Origin of the sequence: Rhizobium sophoriradicis (genome assembly GCF_025200795.1) — a bacterium.
In the GTDB taxonomy this organism is placed as follows: domain Bacteria; phylum Pseudomonadota; class Alphaproteobacteria; order Rhizobiales; family Rhizobiaceae; genus Rhizobium; species Rhizobium sophoriradicis.
The window spans coordinates 100,360-125,171 of the sequence record NZ_CP104155.1 but is presented as its reverse complement, the minus strand read 5'-3'; the positions used below and the strand labels follow the sequence as shown (position 1 = coordinate 125,171).

General features: G+C 60.4%; 23 protein-coding genes and 2 pseudogenes. 15 read left to right on the top strand and 10 right to left on the bottom strand.

What is annotated here, in order from left to right; all coding sequences use genetic code 11:
* Positions 1-140 precede the first annotated feature (140 nt).
* On the top strand, positions 141-440 hold the full coding sequence (locus N2597_RS29075) for a hypothetical protein (RefSeq protein WP_010060282.1): 300 nt from the start codon (positions 141-143) through the stop codon (positions 438-440).
* Positions 441-539: 99 nt separating this feature from the next.
* Here the strand turns inward: N2597_RS29075 and N2597_RS29070 are convergent.
* A pseudogene (locus N2597_RS29070) lies at positions 540-923 on the bottom strand (family 4 glycosyl hydrolase); the annotation flags it as partial.
* 94 nt (positions 924-1,017) lie between these two features.
* Between N2597_RS29070 and tnpA the strand changes: the two are divergent.
* The 4 genes from tnpA to N2597_RS29050 all read left to right on the top strand — a co-directional run bounded on the left by tnpA (position 1,018) and on the right by N2597_RS29050 (position 3,667).
* Positions 1,018-1,380 (top strand): IS66-like element accessory protein TnpA, encoded by a 363-nt coding sequence (gene tnpA / locus N2597_RS29065; RefSeq protein ID WP_009996987.1) that lies wholly within the window; start codon positions 1,018-1,020, stop codon positions 1,378-1,380.
* Positions 1,377-1,724: an IS66 family insertion sequence element accessory protein TnpB gene (gene tnpB, locus N2597_RS29060; RefSeq protein ID WP_009996986.1), complete on the top strand. Its 348-nt coding sequence runs from the start codon at positions 1,377-1,379 to the stop codon at positions 1,722-1,724. Before tnpA ends, tnpB begins: the two co-directional genes overlap by 4 nt.
* Before the next feature lie 72 nt (positions 1,725-1,796).
* Complete coding sequence (locus tag N2597_RS29055) at positions 1,797-3,362, top strand: IS66-like element ISRel19 family transposase (RefSeq protein ID WP_009996985.1); 1,566 nt, start codon at positions 1,797-1,799, stop codon at positions 3,360-3,362.
* Positions 3,362-3,667, top strand: a complete 306-nt coding sequence (locus tag N2597_RS29050; protein ID WP_009996984.1) for a hypothetical protein — start codon at positions 3,362-3,364, stop codon at positions 3,665-3,667. The genes N2597_RS29055 and N2597_RS29050 overlap by 1 nt, the downstream gene beginning before the upstream one ends.
* 44 nt (positions 3,668-3,711) lie before the next feature.
* Here N2597_RS29050 and N2597_RS29045 read toward each other — a convergent pair.
* A pseudogene (locus N2597_RS29045) lies at positions 3,712-3,981 on the bottom strand (family 4 glycosyl hydrolase); the annotation flags it as partial.
* 799 nt (positions 3,982-4,780) lie between these two features.
* On the opposite strand from N2597_RS29045, the gene N2597_RS33760 reads away from it, so the two are divergent.
* Both N2597_RS33760 and N2597_RS29040 read left to right on the top strand, forming a co-directional pair.
* Entirely contained in the window at positions 4,781-5,521 is a 741-nt protein-coding gene (locus N2597_RS33760) for a CHAP domain-containing protein (RefSeq protein WP_080711067.1), read from the top strand.
* Positions 5,514-6,746, top strand: coding sequence for a caspase family protein (locus N2597_RS29040; protein WP_183598848.1), 1,233 nt, complete (start codon positions 5,514-5,516; stop codon positions 6,744-6,746). Before N2597_RS33760 ends, N2597_RS29040 begins: the two co-directional genes overlap by 8 nt.
* A gap of 616 nt (positions 6,747-7,362) precedes the next feature.
* Here N2597_RS29040 and melA (N2597_RS29035) read toward each other — a convergent pair.
* From melA (N2597_RS29035) to melA (N2597_RS29010), 6 genes are all read right to left on the bottom strand, one after another.
* Positions 7,363-8,733 carry an alpha-glucosidase/alpha-galactosidase gene (gene melA, locus N2597_RS29035; RefSeq protein ID WP_183598846.1) on the bottom strand — a complete coding sequence of 457 codons (1,371 nt, stop codon included), beginning with the start codon at positions 8,731-8,733 and terminating at the stop codon, positions 7,363-7,365.
* A 22-nt stretch (positions 8,734-8,755) separates the two neighbouring features.
* Positions 8,756-10,423, bottom strand: coding sequence for an ABC transporter ATP-binding protein (locus N2597_RS29030; protein ID WP_183598844.1), 1,668 nt, complete (start codon positions 10,421-10,423; stop codon positions 8,756-8,758).
* Between the two features lie 10 nt (positions 10,424-10,433).
* Positions 10,434-11,570 (bottom strand): ABC transporter permease, encoded by a 1,137-nt coding sequence (locus tag N2597_RS29025; RefSeq protein WP_183598842.1) that lies wholly within the window; start codon positions 11,568-11,570, stop codon positions 10,434-10,436.
* Position 11,571: 1 nt separating this feature from the next.
* Complete coding sequence (locus tag N2597_RS29020; protein ID WP_086156551.1) at positions 11,572-12,579, bottom strand: ABC transporter permease; 1,008 nt, start codon at positions 12,577-12,579, stop codon at positions 11,572-11,574.
* A gap of 178 nt (positions 12,580-12,757) precedes the next feature.
* The gene (locus N2597_RS29015; protein WP_183598840.1) at positions 12,758-14,845 is read right to left on the bottom strand and encodes an ABC transporter substrate-binding protein; all 2,088 of its coding nucleotides are present in this window, start codon (positions 14,843-14,845) and stop codon (positions 12,758-12,760) included.
* Between the two features lie 124 nt (positions 14,846-14,969).
* Positions 14,970-16,436 (bottom strand): alpha-glucosidase/alpha-galactosidase, encoded by a 1,467-nt coding sequence (melA, locus tag N2597_RS29010; RefSeq protein WP_183598838.1) that lies wholly within the window; start codon positions 16,434-16,436, stop codon positions 14,970-14,972.
* 245 nt (positions 16,437-16,681) lie between these two features.
* On the opposite strand from melA (N2597_RS29010), the gene N2597_RS29005 reads away from it, so the two are divergent.
* Positions 16,682-17,524, top strand: a complete 843-nt coding sequence (locus N2597_RS29005) for an AraC family transcriptional regulator (RefSeq protein ID WP_183598852.1) — start codon at positions 16,682-16,684, stop codon at positions 17,522-17,524.
* Between the two features lie 24 nt (positions 17,525-17,548).
* Here the strand turns inward: N2597_RS29005 and N2597_RS29000 are convergent, their stop codons facing one another.
* Positions 17,549-18,610, bottom strand: coding sequence for a class I SAM-dependent methyltransferase (locus N2597_RS29000; protein ID WP_183598836.1), 1,062 nt, complete (start codon positions 18,608-18,610; stop codon positions 17,549-17,551).
* Positions 18,611-18,806: 196 nt separating this feature from the next.
* Here N2597_RS29000 and N2597_RS28995 point away from each other — a divergent pair, with 196 nt between their 5' ends.
* The 6 genes from N2597_RS28995 (at position 18,807) to N2597_RS28970 (ending at position 23,280) form a co-directional block, all read left to right on the top strand.
* A complete protein-coding gene (locus tag N2597_RS28995; protein WP_077995010.1) occupies positions 18,807-19,124 on the top strand; it encodes a helix-turn-helix domain-containing protein in 318 nt (105 codons plus the stop codon).
* Positions 19,125-19,385: a hypothetical protein gene (locus N2597_RS28990; protein WP_009987797.1), complete on the top strand. Its 261-nt coding sequence runs from the start codon at positions 19,125-19,127 to the stop codon at positions 19,383-19,385.
* A gap of 10 nt (positions 19,386-19,395) precedes the next feature.
* Entirely contained in the window at positions 19,396-19,635 is a 240-nt protein-coding gene (locus N2597_RS28985; protein ID WP_009987796.1) for a hypothetical protein, read from the top strand.
* Between the two features lie 261 nt (positions 19,636-19,896).
* Complete coding sequence (locus tag N2597_RS28980; RefSeq protein ID WP_183598834.1) at positions 19,897-22,458, top strand: GcvT family protein; 2,562 nt, start codon at positions 19,897-19,899, stop codon at positions 22,456-22,458.
* A gap of 103 nt (positions 22,459-22,561) precedes the next feature.
* Complete coding sequence (locus tag N2597_RS28975; protein ID WP_183598832.1) at positions 22,562-22,945, top strand: type II toxin-antitoxin system RelE/ParE family toxin; 384 nt, start codon at positions 22,562-22,564, stop codon at positions 22,943-22,945.
* Positions 22,942-23,280, top strand: coding sequence for a helix-turn-helix domain-containing protein (locus N2597_RS28970; protein ID WP_183598830.1), 339 nt, complete (start codon positions 22,942-22,944; stop codon positions 23,278-23,280). Before N2597_RS28975 ends, N2597_RS28970 begins: the two co-directional genes overlap by 4 nt.
* Positions 23,281-23,368: 88 nt before the next feature.
* Here the strand turns inward: N2597_RS28970 and N2597_RS28965 are convergent, their stop codons facing one another.
* Positions 23,369-24,106 (bottom strand): phosphatase PAP2 family protein, encoded by a 738-nt coding sequence (locus tag N2597_RS28965; protein ID WP_183598828.1) that lies wholly within the window; start codon positions 24,104-24,106, stop codon positions 23,369-23,371.
* A 159-nt stretch (positions 24,107-24,265) separates the two neighbouring features.
* Here N2597_RS28965 and N2597_RS28960 point away from each other — a divergent pair, with 159 nt between their 5' ends.
* Positions 24,266-24,811 (top strand): hypothetical protein, encoded by a 546-nt coding sequence (locus tag N2597_RS28960; RefSeq protein ID WP_183598826.1) that lies wholly within the window; start codon positions 24,266-24,268, stop codon positions 24,809-24,811.
* Position 24,812: the final 1 nt, after the last annotated feature.

Genomic DNA, 24,812 nt, shown 5'->3' with positions numbered 1-24,812 from the left:
TGCCGACGCCGATCGACGGGATGTTCCTAAGAGTGGAAGTCCGTTTCTCCGCCCAAAAATGGCTCCCGCAAAGTTTGAGTTGACCGCCCTCGATGACGAGGCAACACTCGCACCAGCATCAAGGCAGGGAGGAAAAATCAATGGACGACCCAGACCGCTGGCGCAATATGGCAACCGCACCGAGAGACGGCAGTCGGATCCTGGTGACGATCCGGGCGTCCGAGCAGGGGCCGGCGGAAGTTGACCTTGCCTATTGGTCGCATGGCGATCAATTCGCTGGGGAAGGCTGGCGCGCCTCGGATTCCTCCCCCGGGCACATCATCGAATATGCCGAGCCGGAGTTGAAGTGTTGGATGCCTATGCCCTCGGCCAATCGCACCTCGATGCCTTCGCCTTGGGAAGGCGATGACGACGAGCAGCTCGATGGATCCGGGATTTAGCATTTCCGACAAATGCATGCCGACAGGCTTCCCCATACAAAAGCCCCGCGGTCGTTGCCACACCGCGGGGCTCCTTGATGCCCGACCAGGGAGAGGCGGTCAGGCGGCCTGGACTTTCTTGGAGGTGCGGGCCCATTCCGGCAGCCAGTCGCCGTGGGTGGCGAGCAGGTCGTCGACCAGCGACCAGATCTGGTCGAGGTCGAGTTCGGCTGATGTGTGCGGATCCATCATCGCGGCGTGGTAGATGTGCTCGCGATTTTCGGTCATCAGCGCCTGCACCGTCAGCTCCTGCACGTTGATATTGGTGCGGATCAGCGCGGTCAGCTGCGGCGGCAGGTCGCCGATGAAGGTCGGCTGGATGCCGGAGGCGTCGACGAGGCAGGGCACTTCGGCGGCGCAATTTTCCGGCAGCGAGGTGATGCAGCCATTGTTGCGGACGTTGCCGTAGATCACCGAGGGTTCGCCGGTCCAGAGTGAGCGTACGGTGAGCTGTTTTTGCTGATCGGCCAAATCAGGCGATGTTCTGGCATTAGAACCAGCATTAGTGCTGACATTAATACCAGAACGAAGAGGTTTCATGGCTCGCATAGAGATCATGTCCGGTACCGAGCGCAGACGGCGTTGGTCGGACGAGGCGAAGCTGAGGATACTTGCGGAAGCTGATGAGCCCGGTGCTCGCATTGGCGATGTGGCGCGCCGGCACGACATTCATCCGGGCCAGATCCGCTTGTGGCGGCAATCATTCAACTATGCCGATCGGCCGACGGTGTTCCTCCCGGTGGAAATCACGGAGGAGGTTGGCGTAAGCCAGCCGTCTACCGCATCAACAAGGCCGACGATCGTTGAGATCTTGCTTCGAAACGGTCGGAGCTTGAAGGTTGCGGTTGACGTTGAGTTGAAGCTGCTTGGCCCGCTCGTCGCTTGCGTGGAGGCGGTATGATCGGCCCATCGGGGAATGTGAGGGTCTATCTGGCCTGCGGAGTGACCGATATGCGGCGTGGCATTGATGGTCTGTCCGCGCTGGTCGAGACGGTCGTGAGGGAGGCACCGGGCTCGGGCGCAATCTTCGGCTTTCGCGGAAAACGCGCGGACCGGATCAAGCTTCTTTGGTGGGATGGCCAGGGGTTCTGTCTGTTCTACAAGATTTTGGAGCGCGGATACTTTCCCTGGCCGACGGCGAAAGAGGGTGTAGCGCACCTGACGCAGGCGCAGCTTTCGATGCTCGTTGAGGGGATCGATTGGCGACGCCCGGCGTGGACTTCCGCTCCCGGCCGAACGGGATAAAAGCTATATTTTGCAGGGGCATGGGAAGCTTAACGCTGGTGCGTCAGAGGCAAATCGGCTAGTTTCGCGGATATGGAAACAGCGCCGCTGGACAGTCAGGACGAGCTCAATACTTTGCGCGCACTCGTCGCGGAACAGGCGGCAAAACTTGAGAGCCAGGAAGCCGAGGTCATCAAGCGAGACTCCATAATCGGGCTTCTTCGCGCGCAACTGGAGCTTCTCCGACATCGGCAACATGGCGCGTCTTCGGAAAAGATCGACAGGAAGATCGAGCAATTCGAGCTGATGTTGGAGGAGATCGAGGCCTCCCGGGCCGAGGCTGAACAGCGCTCCGGGAAACCGCCTCTGCCGGAGTTGGACGACGCATCCGAGAAGCCGAAGCGCAAGCCTCTACCCGATGATCTCACCACCGAAGAACTGGTCTATGCAGCTCCCTGCAATTGCCCGACCTGCGGTGGCACTTCGTTCCTGAAGGCGGCCGACAGAGTGGTCCAGGTGCTGGAGCACGTGCCGGCGTCGGTCAAGATTGTCCGGCATGTCGAGAAGCGCATGATCTGCAGGGAATGCGATACGACAGTGGCTGGCGAGATGCCGACCTTGCCGATCGAGCGCGGCAAACCCGGGCCGGGGCTGCTCGCCCACATCATGATCGCCAAATTCGACGATCACATTCCCCTTTACCGCCTGTCAGAGATGTACGACCGGTTGGGGATAGACATCTCCCGATCCGTAATGGCCGACTGGGTCGGCCGGGTATCTGCATTGCTGACACCACTTGTCCTGTTAATCAGGGCCCATATCGCCGCACTCGACCGAATACATACGGACGATACCCCGGTCGATGTTCTCGACCCCGGGCGGGGCAAGACAAAAACCGGCAGGGTCTGGGTCTACATCTTTGACGGCAGTGGCTATCAATCCGCCACTCCCGCAGCCATTGCCTATTACTACAGCCCCGACCGCAGGGGCGCACATCCGGCTGATCACCTGGCAAGCTTCAGCGGCGTCATGCATGCCGACGGCTACGGGGGTTACAAGAAGCTCTATGGCAACCAGATCATTGAAGCCGCCTGCATGGCGCATGTGCGCCGCAAGTTCCATGATGTGATAAAGCTCAAGCCGTCTCCGATCGCTGAGGAAGCGCTGTCACGCATCGGCGCTCTCTACGATATCGAGAACCGTATCCGAGGCATGTCGGCTGACGAGCGGCGCACCCTGCGCCAACACCATGCTCGGCCTGTTCTGGACGAACTCAAGGCCTGGATCGAGGCGACACTCTCGACTTTGCCTCAGAAGCAGAGGCTGGCCGAGGCGATGCGATATGCCCTGTCGCGATGGGCAGCCTTAAGCGTCTACATCGACGATGGCCGTGTCGAAATCGACAACAACATCGCTGAACGAGCCATGCGTCCGCTTGGAATTGGAAGGAAGAACTGGCTGTTTGCCGGCTCGGACAAGGGCGGCGAGCGCATCGCCAACATCCTCACCATCATCGAGACGGTCAAACTGCAAGGCCATAATCCAGAGGTCTATCTGACGGATGTCCTGACCCGGATCCAGGATCACCCCGAAGACCGAATTGAAGACCTCCTGCCTTGGAACTGGACGCCGGCAAAAGCTCGATGCGAGGCCGCCTGATGGCGCGCTCGAGGTTCATCTACACACTCAGCCAAGTCGCCGGCATGATCGGCGAAAACCTCGAACTGATCGAAGAAGTGACCGCAAACTCGGACAACATCTCCGAAGGCGAACTGGTTTACGTCGGCGATGGCAGTGAAGACGGCACGAAGGGTCTGACCGAGAATGGCATCGAAGAACTTCAAAGCCTACTCGCCGACATCAGGACGTGGGACGGCGGTATCCGCGAGTTCCTCATCGACACACAGTGCGATCCCGAAATAATCGACCGCATCATGGCCGATGAGATGAAACGCGGCCTATAGATTCCATCTCTCGACACCCGAAAATGCGTTCGCCGGACGCTTACGGTCCAGACCGAGTTGATGATCGAGGAGGCATATTCCTTCGACGGCTGAACCTCGATCTTGTCGGCGGTGCGATAGGCCTCCGCCTGGCCCTTCCAGCGCTCGATCTGCTCGATACAGCGCTTCGGATATTCATCGAGCGGAATGCCGAATTTCTCGATCAGGTCCTCGCGGCCTTCCTTGATGAAATAGGGCGTGTATTCGGCGAAATGCTCCGAGCTTTCGGTGACGAAATAGCCGAGCCGCGTCAGCATCTCGTAACGCACCTTGTTCAGGGCGCTGCTGCCTCTGGCGCGTGCCGCGATGGTCGCTCATTTTCCTCCGAGCGGATTCCCGACGGAGACCGTGCAAATGTGGTGATCGGCTCCGGACGCGAACGCAGACCGTGTGATGGTGGCCCTGCAGGTAAAGCTCGTGCCCGACCTTGATACTTCGATCGTCTGACGCACCATGCGGCCTCGGCGATCGCGCCATCCCCTTGCCAATCCGTTCTGAGTCCATCTGAAAGGCGTTGCCCCACCAGAATTATCGGAGCCAGGCGTTATTTCATGCCTTGCTGTTCGCCCTTTACCCTCCGCATTAACACGGACGAAGAGTCGTCCCCGTGATGAAATATAAATTTCCTGTTTCCACACAATCCTCCCCGTCCTACGTCTCCCATGAACCACTTCCGTGTACTGCAACACAATCGAGTGGCCTTTCAGTTGCGATTGTAGATCACTTTGACCAGCGGCCTTGACGGGCATAGTTAAAGCAAGGAGAGCGCTTGCAATAGATATCAGCCGCATAGATACCTCCTGCCTTTTTTGCTGGGTAGATCTCTTCAGGCGCCAAGAAGTCTTTTTCTCCATCAGAGACTATAGTGCCGACCCTTAATGCTGACGACAAGCAATGGAAAAGGCCGGTATTGCGGTATCAGGCACCAAGCTAAACCGACCAGTTCCAGCCTATATTATCATATTCAAATTGCCGACTAAATAGGGTATGCTTACCTAACTATTCGCACTGGTTGTAGTTGGCAGCTTTCGCGAGACGGCTCAGCTGCACTCATCTTTACATGGGGGGATATTCATGCGTACGCGTCGAACTTTTCTCTTGCAATCGGCATTGGCCTTAATGGCGACTGTTTCCGCCAGGGCAGATGACAGCTGGGAGTCTTTGCTCAAGGATGCAATCGGCGACACAAATCCGATTACGCTGGGTCGGATCATTCCGCCTGCATCCTCACCGCTTTGGAAGGAAGCACATGATCAACTTGATGAAGCACGAAAGGGTCTGCGTCCATATGACATCGCCAGATATTTCGTCACGTCGCTTCCCCCCAAGTTTCAGATCGCGTGGCCTGAGCCAAATCCTGCGCGTCCCACTCTTGCGAACCCTCTGATCGTTCTATTCTTTGTTTCTACAAGAACTCAGCCTGCCGGGGACAAAACGCCTTGGTGCTCAGCCTTTGTGAACTGGTGTCTTCAGAATGCTTCACCAGCGATACCGGGGACGAATAGCGCTGCGTCACAATCGTTCGTCAAAAATGTGGGCTGGGGCACAGAAGTGTGGAACAAGAGGGATAGATGGCCACCAACTGCGGCGAGACGGGGCGACATTGCGGTCTTCACGAATAGATCGGATCCTGCCCACGGACACGTCGCGTTTTTCGACCGCGCGACTCCCCGTCAGCCGCACCATGTAGACGTGTTGGGTGGGAACCAGTTTAATAGGGACGGCCTGCATACCTTCAACGTAAAATCGCTCAACATCGAGAACGAACTAGAACTTGTTTCGATTCGTACAACGGTAGGCTTACGAGATGGATGAACTCCATCCCCTGAGCCTCGTCGTTCTGCGGATTGTCCTGCTTCTGGGTGTCTGCAGCTCTACTGCATGGGCCCAAAATTTCGAAATGGCTTGGAGCGTCCCGCCTCAATATCGAACCCCGGGAAACGGCTCCACCGCGATGATCATCAAGGATCAGAATGGTGTTGCCAGGACGATATACGATGAAAGCTATGCTGTCCTCATCATCCAAGGGCAATATTCAAACGGCTGGTCACCAATTGTTGCACAGGGAGAGCGGAGCGCTTCCATTTTGAGGAAAGCACTTGAAGCTCGCGGTTATCACGTGATGATCTGGCGCGACTTGAAGGGACAACAGTTCCAACTCCTGCTGAGTGAAATATTATCGAACATAGGGTATCGGAAGCAAACTCGCCTTTTATTTTACTACTTCGGTCATGGTACCTCACTAGGGACATCCGATGACGATGCGGGGACACGGACTTTCTTGGTTCCCGTGGACGCTGGCGATCCCAGCAGTAATCCTCAAGAATTTTACAGATCCGCAATTCCGATTTCGCGGCTGACTGAGCTTGCGTCCGCGATGACCATCAAACATGCCTTCTTTGCGCTTGAAGCGTGTAATGCCGGCGGGATTTTGTCCACGCTCGGTTTGCCACCGCCACCGAATGCGATGGGCTATATCTTCGGTGAAAACGTCAAGAAGCACGTCCGGCAGTTCTTGACTGCTGGCAACGAGCAGCAGGAGGTTCCAACGGGCGTATTTAGCGCGTTGCTTGTTGGCGCATTCGACGAAGGAAGTCGAAATGATGATGGTTACGTTACTGGATCAGATGTGATCTCCTATGTGACCCGTCATAGCCCACAATTTACCAAGGATTTCCCACTCAACCCTTCATATGGATTCATTCCGCCAGCAGGGGGCGGTGACATGGTGATCGGCCCCTCACTTGCCAAGCTGCACGAGTCAAACCAAGGTGAAAGACCACCGATCGTCGTGGACAGGCCGATTGCGTCCGGGGCAAACGGTTCGGAACCTGCTGGGCCCGAACCAGCAGCGCCATCCGTGAAACAGAAGTCGACAATGCCGCAAGGCCAAGTCGGACCGCAAAATCCCGTAAAGCGCAAGACGCGCATCGTCTCTCAATCCGAGCCGCCGAAGTCGCTCCGCGGCAATGGAAGCGTCAGAACACCCACACCATCAGGGAAGTGCTTTAAGTTTAATGGCCAGACCTTTTGCGAATAGATGTGAACGGATCTTTCCGAATCACTGATAGGATCCGCTGCAGCCGTGACGTACCGACAGAATTCTGAATACCTGCTCTGGTTTTTGGAGGAGCTATGGCTACCCGATACTTTCGCTGCTCGCATTCCTGCTGGTGAGTATCTATGCGGGGCGGAGCAAGCACCTGCGGTTCGCAAACGCCAGTGAAACACCCGGTGTACTTGCACGAGCTCTACGTGCACCGGAGATCAGCAACGGCTAGCGAATAGATGAACTGGCGTGCGCGATTTCGCGCCGCGCGCCTTGCAGCAGATAGTCTAAGTTCGGCCTCCTGTCGGTCGGCTGCCGCCTGCGTAGCGACGCCGCTCTATTGCACGTTGTGGACGAAGCCGCGCCGATCAATGCCTGGTCCAGGCAAGCGCGACGACTCCTTGCATGACGCGGAAATCCTCTGCGTCTTCGATGACCGGCAAGTGGGCGCGCAGTGGCAGAGCGCTTTGGTCGGACGACTACTTCGAAGTCGGACAATGGCGACACCACAAGCACGCCGCCGATTGCATAGCCGTGGTTCCAGTCGCAAAAGCCCCGCGGTTGTTGCCACCGCGGGGCTCCTTGATGCCCGACCAGGGAGAGGCGGTCAGGCGGCCTGGACTTTCTTGGAGGTGCGGGCCCATTCCGGCAGCCAGTCGCCGTGGGTGGCGAGCAGGTCGTCGACCAGCGACCAGATCTGGTCGAGGTCGAGTTCGGCTGATGTGTGCGGATCCATCATCGCGGCGTGGTAGATGTGCTCGCGATTTTCGGTCATCAGCGCCTGCACCGTCAGCTCCTGCACGTTGATATTGGTGCGGATCAGCGCGGTCAGCTGCGGCGGCAGGTCGCCGATGAAGGTCGGCTGGATGCCGGAGGCGTCGACGAGGCAGGGCACTTCGGCGGCGCAATTTTCCGGCAGCGAGGTGATGCAGCCATTGTTGCGGACGTTGCCGTAGATCACCGAGGGTTCGCCGGTCCAGACCGAGTTGATGATCGAGGAGGCATATTCCTTCGACGGCTGAACCTCGATCTTGTCGGCGCTGCGATAGGCCTCCGCCTGGCCCTTCCAGCGCTCGATCTGCTCGATGCAGCGCTTCGGATATTCATCGAGCGGAATACCGAATTTCTCGATCAGGTCCTCGCGGCCCTCCTTGATGAAATAGGGCGTGTATTCGGCGAAATGCTCCGAGCTTTCGGTGACGAAATAGCCGAGGCGCGTCAGCATCTCATAGCGCACCTTGTTCGGGCAGCGCGGGTTCCAGCCGGGCTTCGGCGCCCTGCCCTCGCGATAGGCGCGCAGCAGATCGGGATAGAGGTTGCGGTAGGAGCCGTCGGCCTGGCGATGCTCGAATTTGAGATAGAAGGCCATGTGGTTGATGCCGGCGGCGCGGTAGCGGATTTCCTCGTAGGGAATGTCGAGATCGTGGGCGAGCTCCATCGCCGTGCCCTGCACCGAGTGGCAGAGGCCGACCTGGCGAATGGTCGGGTACTTCTCGGCGATCGCCCAGGTGTTGATCGCCATCGGGTTGACATATTGCAGCATGATCGCCTGCGGGCAGACGGCGAGCATATCCTCGCAGACCTTCCAGAGATGCGGCACGGTGCGCAAGCCCCGCATGATGCCGCCGACGCCGAGCGTATCGGCGATCGTCTGGCGCAGGCCGTATTTCTTCGGCACCTCGAAATCGGTGACGGTGCAGGGCTCATAGCCGCCGATCTGGAAGGCGACGACGACGAAATCGGCGCCGGCCAGCGCCTTGCGCTGGTCGGAATAGGTCTCGGCCTTGGCCTTGACGCCGAGCGTCGAGATCAGCTTGTTGACGACGATGGCGCTTTCTTCCAACCGCTGCGGATTGAGGTCCATAAGGGCGATCGTTGCGCCCGAGAGCGCCGGACGCTGCAACACGTCGCCGATGATGTTCTTCATGAAGACGGTGGAGCCTGCTCCGATGAAGGTGATTTTGGGATTTGCTGCCATTAGTGCCTCCGGCATTCGATAATCATGCTACCTCGAAAGCGGCCTTGACGAGCCGTTCGGTGTAGGCGGTCTTGGGATGGGTGAGAACTTCGTTGACGGGACCTTCCTCGACGATCTTGCCATGCTGCATGACGATGACGCGGTGGCAGAGCGCCCTCACAACCTTGAGATCGTGGGAGATGAAGAGGTAGCTGAGGCCCCGCTCGTCCTGCAGCTTGCGCAGGAGTTCGATGATCTGCGCCTGGACGGAGAGGTCGAGGGCCGATGTCGGTTCGTCGAGCAGGATGAATTCCGGCTCCAGCGCGATGGCGCGAGCAATGGCGATGCGCTGGCGCTGGCCGCCGGAAAATTCATGCGGGAAACGCGAGAGGATATTGCCGGGCATGCCGGCGGCAACAAGCGCCTCGCGCACCCGGTCCTGCCGCTCGGCCCTGGTGGCGCCGAGCCGGTTGACGACGAGGCCTTCCTCGATGATCTGGCCGATCGTCATGCGCGGGTTGAGCGATGAGAACGGATCTTGAAAGACGATCTGCATGCGGGCGCGGAAGGGGCGCATCTCGGCGCGAGAGAGGCCGTGGATCGGCTGGCGATCGAAATGGATTTCGCCGGCCTGCGGCGTGTTGAGCCGCAGGATCGCCTGGCCGAAGGTCGTCTTGCCGGAGCCGGATTCGCCGACGAGACCGAGCGTCTCGTGGCGGCGCAGCGTCAGGCTCAAGCTGTCGACGGCGACGAGTTCGCGCATCTCCGGCTTCAGGAAAGTGCCGTGGCGCATCATGAAGCCGACGCGGACACCCTTGGCGTCGAGGATGATATCGGATCCCTCCGGCAGCGGATTGGCCTGGCCGCGCGGTTCGGAGGCGAGCAGGTGTTTGGTATAGGCGTGCTGCGGATTGGCAAACAGCGCTTCGGTGACATTGTGCTCGCGCACTTCGCCATGCTGCATGACATAGACGTAGTCGGAGAACTGCCGCACCACCGTCAGGTCGTGGGTGATGAGGATGACCGCCATCCCCAACTCTTTCTGCAGGTTGCGGATCAGGTTGAGGATCTGCGCCTGCACGGTGACGTCGAGCGCCGTCGTCGGCTCGTCGGCGATCAACACATCGGGATCGTTGGCGAGCGCCATGGCGATCATTACACGCTGGCGCTGACCGCCGGAAAGCTGATGTGGATATTGCATGAGCCGAGCGGCGGGATCGGGGATCTGCACATGTTCCAGCAGTTCCAGCGCCCGCTTTTGCGCATCCCTGCGGCTCATGCGCCGATGCACGCGGATCGCCTCGACGATCTGGCTGCCGATCGTATAGATCGGGTTCAGCGAGCTCATCGGCTCCTGGAAGATCATCGAGATGCGGTCGCCGCGCAGCTTGCGGCGGGCCCGCTCGGAGAATTTCAGAATATTGCTGCCGTCATAGGAAACAGTCGATTTGTCGGAGACGACGGCACGTTTCGACAAGAGCCCCATCACCGTGCGCGCCGTCACCGATTTGCCGGAGCCGGATTCGCCGACGATGGCGATCGTCTCGCCGCGATAGAGCTGGAAGGACACGTCCTTGACGGCTTCGACCATGCCGTCCTCAACCTTGAAATTCACCGCCACGTTGCGGGCGTCGATGATCGGCGTTTCCGAGCGGCCGTCATGGTCGTGGCGGACGGGCGGGGCGAAGGAATTGACCAGGGAAAGAGCCATATCGATCACCTCAATAGGGGTCGACAGCATCGCGCAGTCCGTCGCCGAGCGCATTGAAGGCGAAGACGGTGACGAGCACGAAGCCGACGGGAGCGAGAATCCAGGGATAGGAGCCGATGACCGAATAGGTCGCCGTATCCTGCAGCATCAACCCCCAGGAGATCAGCGGCGGCTTGACGGCAAAGCCTAAGAAACCGAGGAAGGATTCCAGGAGCACGACGCTCGGTATGGCCAGCGTCACCGCGACGATGACGTGGCTCATCACGTTCGGGAAAATATGCTGCATGATGATGCGCCGGTCGGTGGCGCCGACGGCCATCGCCGCCCTGACGTAATCGATGCGGGCGAGCGCCAGGGTCTTGCCGCGCACCTCGCGTGACATCTGCGCCCAGCCGAGCGCCGACATCACGACGATCACGAAACCGAGGAAGACATTGGTCGGCGCCGTCACCGGGATCAGCGAGGTCAGCGCCAGATAGAGCGGCAGCTGCGGGAAGGCGAGCACCAGCTCGACGAAGCGCTGCAACCAGATATCGAAGGTGCCGCCGAAATAGCCCGACACCATGCCGACGGTCGTGCCGATCAGGGTGACGATGAAGACGACGGTCAGCGCGATCATCAGCGAGATGCGCGAGCCGATGATGGCGCGCGACAGCACATCGCGGCCGAACTTGTCGGTGCCGAGGAAATGCACGGGCTGGCCGTCGGTCGAGCCGAAGAAGTGGCGGTCGGCCGGAATGAGGCCGAACAGCTTGTATTCGGCGCCCTTGACGAAGAAGCCGAGCAGGCGCGGATTGTCGTAATCCATGCCGACGATCGGCTGGAAGGTGACCGGGTCGAGCTCCTCGGAATCCGACAGCGCATAGACGCGGGGCTGGAAGACGAAATTGCCGTCCTTGTCGTGGAAGCTCATCACCTGCGGCGGCGCGAAGCCGACATCGGTTGCCTTCGGATCCATCGGCGCGAAGAAATCGGCAAAGACCGCCATCAGGATCAGGAGCCCGACGAGCACCAGCCCGGCCATGCCGGTCCAGGAGCGCCGCAGCCGGCGCCAGACGAGCGCCAGATAGCTCTCATTGCCGTGTGGAGGCTTCTTGATCGCGCGCTCGGTTGTCGGAGGCGTGTCGGAAGAGTCGAAAGCAAGCATCTCAGGCTCCTCCGAATTGGCGGACGCGTGGATCGAGCAAGGCGAGCAGCATGTCGGCGATGATATTGCCGACGATCAGCGTTGCCGACAGCACCATCATGAAGGTCGCGGTGACATAGACGTCGCCGACCGCCATCGAGCCGACGATCGCCGGCCCGACGGTCGGCAGCGCGAAGATGATCGCGGTTTCGATCTCACCGGTCAGCATGTAGGGCAGCACGACGCCCTGATACATGACAAGCGGATGCAGCGCGTTCGGGACGGCGTGGCGCATCACCACCGCCCCGCCCGTAAGACCTTTGGCTTTGGCGGTTTCGACATATTGGGCATTCAGCGTGTCGAGCAGATTACCGCGCATGACGCGCATATTGTAGGCAAGCCCGCCGAAGGTGGCGATCGCCACAACCGGCCAGACATGGCGGACGAGATCGACGAATTTCGCCCAGGACCAGGGCGCGCCGCCATATTGCGGCGAGAAAAAGCTGCCGATCTCGGAGACGTTGAACTGGAAGACCAGGAGATAGACGATGATCAGCGCCATCAGGAAGCGCGGCACCGTCATGCCGAGGAAGGAAATTCCCGAAAGCAGGCTGTCGATCCAGCTGTACTGGCGCGTCGCCGCCCAGATGCCGAAACCGATGCCGAGCACCGAGGCGAAGATGTGGCAGACGAGCGCCAGAAGCAGGGTGCGCGGAAGGCGCTCGCCGACGACGTCGGCAACCGGTTTGTTGTAGAACATGCTGTAGCCGAAATCGCCGCGGGTGACGATGCCGCCGATCCAGTTGACGTATTGCACAACCATCGGCTTGTCGAGGCCGTGCTCGACCCGGTAGGCCTGCGCCTGCGCTTCGGCCTGGGCGTAGGAGGCGCCGCCCTGGTTGATCAGCTGCGATCTTATGTAATCGGCATAGTCACCGGGCGGAGCCTGGATGATCGCGAAGGTCACCACGCTCAGGATGAACAGAACGGGGATCGCGGAGGCTATGCGCACGAGCAGGAATCGTAACATCGGACGGTCCGCTTCTCCTTGCTGCCAGTCGCTCCTTGTCGGCGCGGCCGGCTTGTTGGTCATATCAGGCCGCGCGCCACGCGCGGCCTGACTCTCGCTTCAGCTGGGAGGGAACTTTTTCCCGCGCGTCGCATCACCTGCGACGCGCTTCGGCTCTTTCATTCCTGATGCCAATGCATCAGTTGATCGGACCCTTGTCGCCGGGCTTGCCGGGCAGCTGCTCGGGGAACAGCTCGTATTTGCCCTGCTTGTCGGCGGCCACCCACAGGCGTTCGCGGATCACCGAATCTTCAGCCCAGTTGAACATGAAGATCGGTGTGCCCTGGGGGACGTTCGAGAAGCGCTTGTTGATGATGAGCGCGCCCGGATATTCCGTCAGTCCGACGGTGTTGACGTGCTCGGTCGAGATCTTCTGATACTGCTTCATCAGATTGACGCGCTCGTCATTGTTCTGGCTCGTCGTAAACTTATTGACGACGTCGACCAGTTCCTTTTCGAAGGGCATCAGATCGAGCTGATCATCCTTGCCGGCGCGATGCTGCCAGCTGGTGCGCGGGCCGACCGGGGCAAGCTGCTCGGTATTCTGCACCACCGACGACAGTTCCGTGGTGTTGCGCTGGATCAGCCAGTCGAAGCGGCCGGCATAATGCGCATCGTCACGCTTGGCGCCGTCGAGCGCATTGAGGACGATCTTCAGCCCGAGCTTCTCCATCTGGCCGACCACACCTTCGGCGAGGCTCTTGTCGGTCGTGTACTGATTGTTGACCAGCATGACGATTTCGACATTCTTGCCGCCCGCCGTGCCGGCCGGGAAGTTCACGATGCCGTCGCCGTCGGTATCCTTGAGGCCGGCCTTAGCGAGCTCGGCCTTGGCGCCCTTGAGATCGAAGGGATAATAGACGGTGGAGTTGCGGTCGTAGAAGCTGGTGCCGGAGGAAAGCCCGCCGGGATAGATCGCCGTGAACGGCCCCTTGACCAGCGAGTCGCCGATCGCCTTGCGGTCGAGCGCCATGGTGACGGCCTTGCGGAAGTCCTCGTTGCGGTTGAGCTCGCGGATCGCCTGGCCGCGCTCATCCGGGTTGCCCCAGCCATTGGCGGAGAAGTTCATCCTGAGGTTATAGCCGATCAGGCGCGGCCCGAAGGCCAGGCGGGCCGGCGCGGTCTTCTCGGCGGCGCGCTTCAGCGAGGCGACGAAGTTTTCCGGCTGCTCGAGGTTCGAGAAGTCGGCGGAGCCCGCCACCGCCTGCACGTCGCGGTCGGCCCAGGTCGAGAGCTTGTAGTGCAGCTCGTTGAGATAAGGCAGCTGGTTGCCCTTCTCGTCGACCTTCCAGTAATAGGGGTTGCGGCGGAGCACGATGATGTCGTCGGAGCGGTATTCCACCGGCACCCAGGCGCCCATCACCGGCATGTTCATGTATTCCGGCGGGAAGGCGTTCTTGAACTGGTCGTAGGTGTTCTTCGAATATCTAGGATGCTGGGGCTTCAGGATATGCGACGGACCCGGGCAGAAGTTCGGGTAGGCCATCGTGTAGAGATATTGTTTCGGGAAGGCCTCCTTGAAGGTCCATTCGACGGTGTAGTCGTCGATCTTTTTCAGCGTCGTGCCGACGCCGAAGGCCTCCGGCGAGGCGCCGCCGCCGAGCGGCGAGACGTTCGGATCGATGACTTCGTCCTCCCAGTAGAACATGATGTCGTCGGCGGTGAAGGGCACGCCGTCCGACCACTTGGCGCCTTCGACCAGGTGCATGGTGAGCTTGTGACCGTCTTCGGACCACTCCCAGCTCTTGGCCAGGTTCGGCAGCGGCTCGGTGTCCTGGGCTTTGACCTGGAACAGCGGCGCGGTGCGCGTCAGGCATTCGGACAGGCCGATATCGATGCCGCCCCAGCCCTGCGTCTGGCCGGCGCCGTAGTTCCAGCCTTCCGGCCGGCCGCCGATGACGTGGCGCATCGTATCGCCGTAGACGCCGGTGCCGTCGGGCATGTTGCCCGTCTTGAAGACCAGCGGCTCCTTCGGCAGCCGGTCCTTGACCGGCGGCAGCTTGCCGGCGGAGACGAAATTCTTCGTCACCCAGTCGGGCTCGTGATATTCGGGCAGCGCCTTGAACTCCAGAATGGAGTCGCGCGCGACATAGTTGATCTTGCCTTCGGCCGGAAATTCCGGCGGCACCGGCGGCACGGTCGGTTCGGAAGCATGGGCATGCAGCGCCAAGACCGAGACGCCGAGCGCCAGTCCTGCCAGAATGCCTGCTTTGCGGAAATTCATCATCGTTTCTCCCTCTTGTTCCGGAGCGCGGGCGTCACCGGGCTCCTTTCTCCTCGAACGGCGTGAAAGCGGGCTGATGTCATGGATTACCCTCCCGGAAACCCATGACGACCATCCTTCACGAAAATCAGCCGGCCTGTTTCAGCGCCGCCTTTTCCGCACGCAGCTCTTCGATCGAGCGGACGTTGCGGCGTGCGGCCCCGGCCCAGTCGCGGGTCTGCACCTTGGATTTCGACAGCCGCTCCTTGGCGGCCGGCACGGCATCGGCATATTGCGGCAGCCAGCGGGCCTGGGCAACGACCATCTCGTCGACCATCTGCCAGACCTCCTCGGGCGTCGAGACGGCGCCGACCAGCGGATCGTGCAGCACGGCGAGCTTCAACAGATCGATGTCACCGGAGATCGCCGCATGCACCGACATGCGCTGGACGTTGATCGAGGCGATGCAGGTGGCGGCACAGGCTTCCGGCAGGGTGACGCCGGAGACCATGTTGATACCGAAGCGATCGACGAAACCGGGCGATTCGATGATCGCATCGGCCGGCAGGTTGGTGATGACGCCATTGTTCTTGACGTTGAAATGGCCGCGATAGACCCGGTTCGTCTCCAGCCCTTCCAGAATATGGCTCGCATGTTCGTTGGAGCGCTTGGCCGGATCGATCGGCTTGGAGGCGGATTCCAGGAACTGCGGGAATTCGGTCTCGAACCAGTTGCGCGTTTCGGTCGAGTGGCGGAGATAGCCGCCGGTCTCGCCGTGGATCCAGTCGGACATGTCGATCCAGCGGGTGATTTCCTCCGGCCGCTTGCGGTACCAGGGCAGGTATTCCGAAAGGTGGCCGTTGCTTTCCGTCGAATAGACGCCGAAACGCTTCAGCACGTCGATGCGCAGTTTCTCCTGCTGCGAATAAACCGGATGCGCTTCGAAGGCGGCGATGAGCTCGTCCTTGCCGATCTTGCGGCCGTTGAGGCGCAGATCAATGAACCAGGTCTGGTGGTTGATGCCGGAGCAGACATAATCGAGTTCGCTGAGCGATTTGGCGCCGAGCACCTCGGCGATCTGTTCGGCGCCGTGCTGGACGCCGTGGCAGAGGCCGACGGTGTCGACCTTGCCGTATTCGATCGCCGCCCAGGTGTTCATCGCCATCGGATTGGCATAGTTGAGGAATTTCGCACCCGGCTCGGCGACTTCTCTTATATCCTTGCAGAAGTCGAGGATGACGGGGATGTTGCGCTGGCCGTAGAGAATGCCGCCGGCGCAGATCGTATCGCCGACGCATTGGTCGATGCCGTATTTCAGCGGAATTCTGATATCATCGGCATAGGCCTCGAGCCCGCCGACGCGCACGCAGCTGATGATATAGCGCGCCCCTTCCAGCGCCTGGCGCCGGTCGGTCGTCGCCGTCACCTTGGTCGGCAGCTTGTTCGACTCGACGATGCGGTCGAGGATCGCCTTGATCATTTCGAGATTGTGTTCGCTGAGATCGGTCAGCGCGAATTCGACGTCGCGGAACTCCGGCACGCACAATATGTCGGTGAACAGCTTCTTGGTGAAACCGACGCTGCCCGCACCGATGATAGCGATTTTGAAACTCATGATCTTCACCTCGACCCAATGGAATGCTAGAGAAAAGACGGTTGTGGAGGTTCAGGCCGCATGCCGGCGCATGTGGTTGAAAATGCCGTAAAATCTGCCTGTTTTCCTCCCGGCCGCTTTGATCGGCCGTCGTCTCCTCTTCTTGTCGAGCGCGATTATGCCCGAATCCGGCAGGCCGACCAGAGAAGGATTATGCTTTCAGGGGTAATTTTGTGCTGCAGGATTTGATCGCCAACGGACAGTCGATGAGGACGGTGTCGCTGCCCCGCGGCCGCCAGCGTCTGCACGCCATGCCGACCAGCGCCGGCTATGAAGTGCGGGAGAACGAAACCTATGACTGGGACGGCCGGCGGCGCGGCCAGACGCCCTTTACCGTGCTGCAGCACACGATCAGCGGCAGCGGCCGGCTGCGCTACCTCAATCGCAATTATCGCCTCCAGGGTGGCGACACGCTCTTGGTGCTCGTGCCACACAATCACCGCTACTGGCTGGAGAAGGGTGAGCGCTGGGAGTATTTCTGGATCTCGATGAATGGCGAGGAAACCCTGCGCATCCACCAGCTGGTGCTGTCCACCGCCGGCCCGGTCTTGAAGCTGCAGCCTTCGACCATCGATCATCTCGCCGATTGCAGCCTGCGCCTCGTCAAGGGCGCGGCCTCACCGGGTGCGGCCTCGGCGATCGCCTATGAAGCGGCGATGGCGCTCTATGACGACGTCTTCAATTCGCCGGCCTTTGCCGCCGAGCTCAGCCTGATGCAGCCGGTGATCGACCATATCAACGCCAATCTCGACAAGCCGCTGCCGGTCAATGAACTCGCCGCCATCGTCGGCCTCAGCCGCGCCCATTTCTCCCGCAGCTTCGCCGAAAGCGAAGGTGTGCCGCCGGCCGAATACGTGCTGCAGCAGCGGCTGCAGCGCGCCGTCAAGCTGCTGACCAAGGCGGACCTCCTGCCGGTCAAGGAAGTCGCCATCATGTGCGGCTTCGAGGACGCCAATTATTTCTCAAAAGTCTTCCGCCGCGTCTACGGCACCAACCCCACCGAATTCCGCACGACCGGCATGTATGCCAGCATCGGCCGGCCGAAATAACGCCGGCCGCCGCGCGGCTGGTTCTCAGGCCCGGACTTCGAACACCATGTTGAACGGCGTTTCGGTCGCGCGGCGGAAATGCGTGAAGCCGGCGTCGAGCGCCACCTTGCGCAGCTTCATTTCCCCCGCCTGGGCGCCGAGCCCGAGCCCGACCTCCTGGGAGAGCGATGCCGGGGTGCAGATCATCGTCGAGGCGCCGTAATAGACGCGGCCCACCGGGTTGAGATTATCCTTCAGGTGGTCATGGGCAAAGGGCTCGACGATCAGCCAGGTGCCGTTCGGCGCCAGCGTCTCCTTGACGTGCCGGCCGGCGCCGACCGGATCGCCCATGTCGTGCAGGCAGTCGAACATCGCGACCATATCATAGTCGCGGCCGGAAAATTCCGCCGCCTTGCCCTGCTCGAAGGTGACGCGGTCGGCGACGCCGGCCTCTTTGGCGGCGGCCTTGGCTCTTTCGATCGACGGGCCGTGATAGTCGAAGCCGGTAAAATGCGAGGCGGGATAGGCCTGCGCCATCAGGATGGTCGAGGCGCCGTGACCGCAGCCGACATCGGCGACATTGGCGCCGGCCTTGAGTTTTTCGTCCATGCCGGCCAGCGCCGGTATCCATTCGTTAACGAGATGGCTGTTGTAGCCCGGCCGGAAAAACCGTTCGGTTCCTCTGAACAGGCAGGTGCTGTGTTCGTGCCAGCCGAGACCCTTGCCGGTGCGGAAGGCTTCGGTGACCTTCGGCTCGTCCATCCACATGGATTGCACCACTTCGAAGGCGCCGACGAAGAAGGCCGGGCTGTTTTCCTCGGCAAAAACCATCGCCTGTTCCGCCGTCAGGCTGAAACGATCGGTCTTTTCATCGTAAACGATATAGTCCGCGGCCGCCTGGGCGCTCAGCCATTCCCTGAGATACCGCTCCTTCACCCCGGTTTTGGCGGCAAGCTGCTCAACGCTCATCGGCTCCCCGTCGGCCATCGCCTTGAACAGCCCCACCTTGTCGCCGAGCACGACCAAGGCCCCTGACATGGCAGCGCCGACATCGCCGACGAGACGACCGACAAGCGCATCGAGTTTCTGCATATCTGGCTCACGCATTATTGCCTCCCGGGCCCGATAAAAGGGCTATAAATTAGGCTTCAATAATATGCAGTCAATCAACCCTCCCATCGCCCAAAAAGACTAGACATCGAAGGTCGCAGCAATTTCATCGGCTTGCCTTCTGCGGGCGCGTTCACATCTTCATAGTGCTGCCCCAGCGCCAGATCAGAGTCTCAATGCCAGGTGGATATTCATGCTGTCTCCAGCCCAGTGCCGTGCCGCGCGTGCTCTCATCGCCTGGTCCAAGCAGGATCTGTCCGCAGCCTCTAAGATTACCAAGGCGACGATTGCCGGTTTCGAGGCCGGAAAGCTTTCCCCTGGCGAGCGAACGCTGCGGCATATCAAGCGCGCCCTGGAAGACGCCGGCGTGCTTTTCATCCCGGAGAATGGCGGCGGCGCCGGCGTTCGCTTGGCAAAACCGGCATCGGCTTCTATAGACACGAACGAGACTGAGACGGTCCAATATGAAGAATATCTCAAAAACGACGCCCCTCCTGGCGCTGGCGGCTGAATGACGAAGAAGCAGAAGTTAGAGCACTCCGAACTGGCCGGAGAATTCACCGATGACGGCATCACCGTGCTCGTCGATATCTTTCGAACCGCCGGCAGCAACGAGGACTGGACGATGGAAGTCGTCACCCAGTCGGAGGACCTGATCCGCTGGGACGAGCCCTTTGCGACCGACCGGGAGGCTTTCGACGAATTCCTGGCGGTGGTGGCGCGCGACGGCATCCGGTCCCTTCTCGAAGACGAAGAGCCTTCCGTGCATTGAGGGACAGCCCGTGAAAAGCATCAATGATCTCGTCGCCTCGGCGAAAACCGTCTGCGACCGATACCGTGCCGGGCGGATGGAGCGCGAAACCGTGCGCGAATGGGTCCTCGGACTGGGCGCCTATCCATCGCCGCATGGCGACCGCGTGCGCGAAGCGGCCGAATGGTTCCGCCTGCACAATCGCGAACCTGTTTCGGAAGACATCGTGCTCGTGGATATCGACCGGCTCAAGGCGATTTCAGCGCCGTGACGAGGAAGCGCTTTGCTTCAGCGGCGATCCGGACTAGCGCAATTGCGCCGTTACTCGGCGGCGTAGGACCAATGACGATCATGAGCCTTAGGCATAATGCCCTCATCTCAGCTTCCATGCGAAGAGGCCTGGGGGTTTTGCAGCTTCGGTAAACGGTGACACGCTTACCAGGCTGACATGGCTCCTGGATCTCATGCGTGAAGCGCAAACCGAGCGCGGCTAGGTTATTTTAATTCGTGCCATAAGTAGAAGGAACAGCACGTGGCAGCATTTCCGGAAAAGGCAAAGGTCGTCATCATCGGGCTCGGCGGAATCGTCGGCGCCTCCATCGCGCATCATCTCGTCGAGCGCGGATGGGACGATATCGTCGGCATCGACAAGTCCGGCATACCGACCGATATCGGCTCGACGGCCCACGCCTCGGACTTCTGTTACACCACCAGCCACGACTATCTGTCGGTCTGGACCACGCAATATTCGATCGATTTCTACGAGAAGATGGGCCACTACGCCCGCATCGGCGGCCTGGAAGTGGCGCGCACCGGCGACGATGCCTGGATGGAGGAAATCAAGCGCAAGCTGTCCTCGGCCCGTGCTTTCGGCACGCGCGCCCATTATGTCAGCCCTTCCGAGATCAAGGAAAAGTTCCCGCTGATCGAGGAAGATCAGGTGATGGGCGGTCTGTTCGATCCGGATGCCGGCCTCGTCATCCCGCGCTCGCAGACCGTCGCGGGCAAGCTGGTCGATGCCGCCGAAAAGGCCGGCAAGCTGCAGGTGTTCGGCAATACGCCGGCCAAATCGCTGATCGTCGAGAACGGCCGCATCAAGGGCGTCGTCACCCATCGCGGCACGATCATGGCCGACCACGTCATCGTCTGCGCCGGCCTCTGGGGACGCCTGATCGCCGAGATGGTCGGCGAAGACCTGCCGGTCATGCCGGTCGACCACCCGCTCACCTTCTTCGGCCCCTATAACGAGTTCGAAGGCACCGGCAAGGAAATCGGCTTCCCGCTGCTGCGCGACCAGGGCAACTCGGCCTATATGCGCGATACCGGCGACCCGGCGACGACCGAGGGCGGCCAGATCGAGTGGGGCTATTACGAAGCCACCAATCCGCGCATGTGCCATCCGCGCGAGCTTCTCGAAAAACACGAGGCACGGCTTTCGCCCTCGCAGCGTGACCTCGAGATGGAACAGATCCTCGAGCCGCTCGAGCGCGCCATGGAACTGACGCCGATCCTCGGCGAACTCGGTTATAACGAAGGTCACTCCTTCAATGGCCTGCTGCAGGTTTCCGCCGGCGGTGGCGCATCCTGCGGTGAGAGCCAGAAGGTGCGCGGTCTCTGGTACTGCGTTGCCATCTGGGTCAAGGACGGCCCGGGTTATGGCAAGCTGATCGCCGACTGGATGACCGATGGCCGCACGGAAATCGACCACAACAGCATCGACTACGCCCGCTTCTATCCGCATCAGCTGACCGAAGAGTTCATCGAAGGCCGCTGCTACGAAGCCGCCCAGAAGATCTATTTCCCGGCTGTCCACACCCGCGAACCCTATCTATCCGGCCGCAATGCCAAGCGCTCGCCCTTCTACGAGCGCGAAAAGGAGCTGGGCGGCTACTTCATGGAGCTGGGTGGCTGGGAGCGTGCGCACGGCTACGCCGCCAACGAGCACCTGCTGGAAAAATACGGCGACCGTGTGCCCGTTCGCGAGAACGAATGGGACAGCCGGCATTTCTGGCGCGTGTCGAATGCCGAGCATCTGGCGATGAGCGAGGATTGCGGCATCGTCAATCTCAGCCACTTCCACATGGTCGATATCGAAGGACCTGACCATGTCGAGCTGATGGAATGGCTGTGCGCTGCCAAGATCGGCGGCGATGCCAATATCGGCAAAGGCGTTTACACCCACTTCCTCGACGACGAAGGCATGGTGCGCGCCGACTTCACCGTCTTCCGCATGGCCGACCGCTGCCGTCTCGTCAACGGCGCCGATGCCGGCCCGCGCGACCTGCACTATATGAAGCGCGTCGCCCAGGATCGCGGCCTTGATGTGACGATCACCGACGTCTCGGAAAAATTCGTGACGATCGGCATCTGGGGACCGAATGCGCGCGAGACGCTGAAGAAGGTGGTTGCCGATCCGGTCGGTCTCGATCAGGAAAACTTCGCCTTCGCAGCGATCAAGCCGATCGAAATCGCCGGCAAGACCGTCACCGCCTTCCGCATCTCCTATGTCGGCGAACAGGGATGGGAACTGCACATGAAGTACGAAGACGGCCTCGCCGTCTGGGATGCGCTGCGCTCGACCGGCGTGATGGCCTTCGGTGTGGAAACCTATGCAAACTCGCGCCGCATGGAAAAGAGCCTGCGCCTGCAGAACGCCGACCTTCTGACTCAGTACAACCTGATCGAAGCCGATCTCGCCCGCCCGAAGGTCAAGGAAGCCGATTTCCGCGGCAAGGCGAAACATCTGGAATACAAGGCGCGCGAACACCAGCCGGCCATGCTCTGCACGCTTGTGATGACCGAGAATACCGACAAGTCGGGCGTCAAGCGTTATCCGCTCGGCAACCTGCCGGTCGTCGATCCCGCCACCGGCGAGGTCCTGGTCGACGAGCTCGGCCGCCGCTCCTACACAACCTCGATCGCCTACGGCCCGACGGTCGGCAAGAACATTGCGCTCGCCTACCTGCCCTGGTCCTATTGCCAGGTCGGACGCAAGCTGAATGTCGAGTACTTTGCCGAGAGCTATCCGGTGGAAGTCGTCGGCGTCGGCTACACGCCGATCTATGACCCGGAAAACCTGAAGCCGCGCACCTAAGCGCTTAAGCACTTGTGGCGCCGCAGGGATGGGGCGCCACAAACATTGAGCCGCTTGGCTGCCAGCTTGACAAGTTATGAGTCTTTACTCATAATTGCGTCAGATGGAAATTCTACCCCGCCCTACCCGACCGCTTCTTTGGATAGCGTCGAGCCGCAAAGACTATGCAGAGTTTCCGCCCAAAGTGCAGGAAGCTTTTGGCTTTGAGCTGTTTCTGGCACAGACGGGGCAACACCCTCCATCGGCAAAGATGCTCAAGGGCCTCGGCAATGGTATAGTGGAGCTGGTCGAAGACCACGATAGCGATACCTACCGCGCTGTTTATACGGTCCGTTTCGATACCGCCGTTTATGTGCTGCACTGCTTCAAGAAGAAGTCCAAGCGCGGCATCAAAACCCCTCAGAGCGATATCGAGCTGATCAAGCACCGTTTCCGCGACGCGGAAGCCCACTATGCAGCCAAACAAAATGAGGAGCGCAAGCAATGAAAACCGAACATGTCGAGGTTCATGCCGGCCACCCCAACATATTTGCGGAGCTGGGGCTACCGGACGCCGAAAACCACTTCTTGAAAGCGCAGATTGTGGCGGCCCTGCACCGCCTCGTCAAAGAGCGCAAACTCAACCAGGCGAAGGCCGGAAGCTTTATGGGTATCACTCAGCCGGAAGTGTCCCGCCTCTTCCGGGGGCATTTCCGGGAATACTCCGTTGAACGCCTCATGAGCTTCCTGACAGCTTTCAGCCAGGACGTCGAAATTATCGTAAGGCCTCATGCCAAGGCCGGAGAAGCCGGCAACATAACCTTCAATGCCGTCATGGCTTAACGAGATCGGTTCCGGCCGAGATACTCATTATCCGATGGTAGGCAGCTTCGAGCTCGCCCGCCAACCGCGCAGACCGACTGTGGAAGCGCTACAGCCTGTCGCCATTTCCGTCTTCAGCGGCATCATCGGGGGCGCGGCTCGGAATGAAGCGTTTCGAGATCAGCCAGCAGCCGAGCGCCCAGAGCGCGCCCGCACACCATCCAGCGAAAACGTCGGTGGGATAGTGGACGCCGAGATAGATCCGGCTCAGGCCGATGATGACGGCGAGGAAAACGCCTGCCGCCATCACGAAAATCCGCGTCGAGCGGTAACGTTGCGTGCGTGCGACCAGCGCGCCGAGCGTCAGATAGGTCACCGCCGAGACCATCGCGTGACCGGAGGGAAAGCTGAGGTCGCTGACTTCGACGAGATGCGGGACGATATCGGGGCGCGGTCGCGCAATGAGGATCTTCAGCGTCGTGCTCGCCAGCCATCCTGTCAGCACCGAGGAAAAGATGAAGAGCGCGATCGGCCAGCGCCGATCGAGCAAGAGATAGACGGTGATGAGAACCGTCAGCAGCGAGAGAACGGTGACACCGCCGAGGCTGGTAATATCGTCGAAGGCATGCGTCAGCCAGCCGGGGCCGACCGGCACCGCAAGATCGTCCGCACGTCGCAACGCCAGCAGGATAGCCTCGTCGAAGCGGAATGTCTCGCCCTCGAGAACCTCGCTCGTCAGCCGCTGCAGCAGGAACAGCCCGCCGGCGATGGAAGCCATGGTGATCAATGTCAGCGGCTCATATGCGCTGAGTCTCGCCAAAAATCCGCGTCGTTGAACCTCGCTCATACCTGCCGTCGAACTCCCTTCTGATCACGCCGATACTCGCCAGATCGGCAAGGTGAGCCGCAAATTCAAGACCTTGCAGCATTTGCGAGCATCCCGGTAGCAAAAGCTCAACCTTCCTATGCTATGGCTGGAGCCGATTGTCCTGGAGAGGTTTCGGCGATGAAAATTCTGACCGCGATGGTTCTGACGGCAGCCGTCCTGCCGCCGGTCTCCGCCTTCGCAGAGACCGAATGGATGGGCGGCGCGAGACAATGGTCGGTCGGCTTTGCCAATGAAAGCCCGCATCCTTATTGCCGGCTGCTGTGGAACAGCGAGATCGGCAAAACCATGGAATTCCGCCAGAGCGCCACCGAGACCTTCTGGCTGGTGACGAAAAACACCTGGGATATTCCCGCCGGCACCAAGACCGAGGTGACGCTGACCGATCGCGACGTGACGAAAGTGGTCGCCGCCGAATTCTTCGACAAGACCACGCTTCGCCTCTGGCCGATGGGCAGCAAGGGAAGCGCCGGCCTGAAGAAGATCATCAAGAATACCTTTGCCGGGACCCCCGACGTGCAATTGACCTTTGCCGGCGACGAAGGCGACTGGACGCTGCCGCTCTCGCGCGTGGATCAGCTCTATCCCACGTTCTCTCAGTGCCTCAAGCGCCTCGAGGCCGGCGAACCGGCCAAGCAGGATTCGGCAACGAGTAAACCTTTCTGAC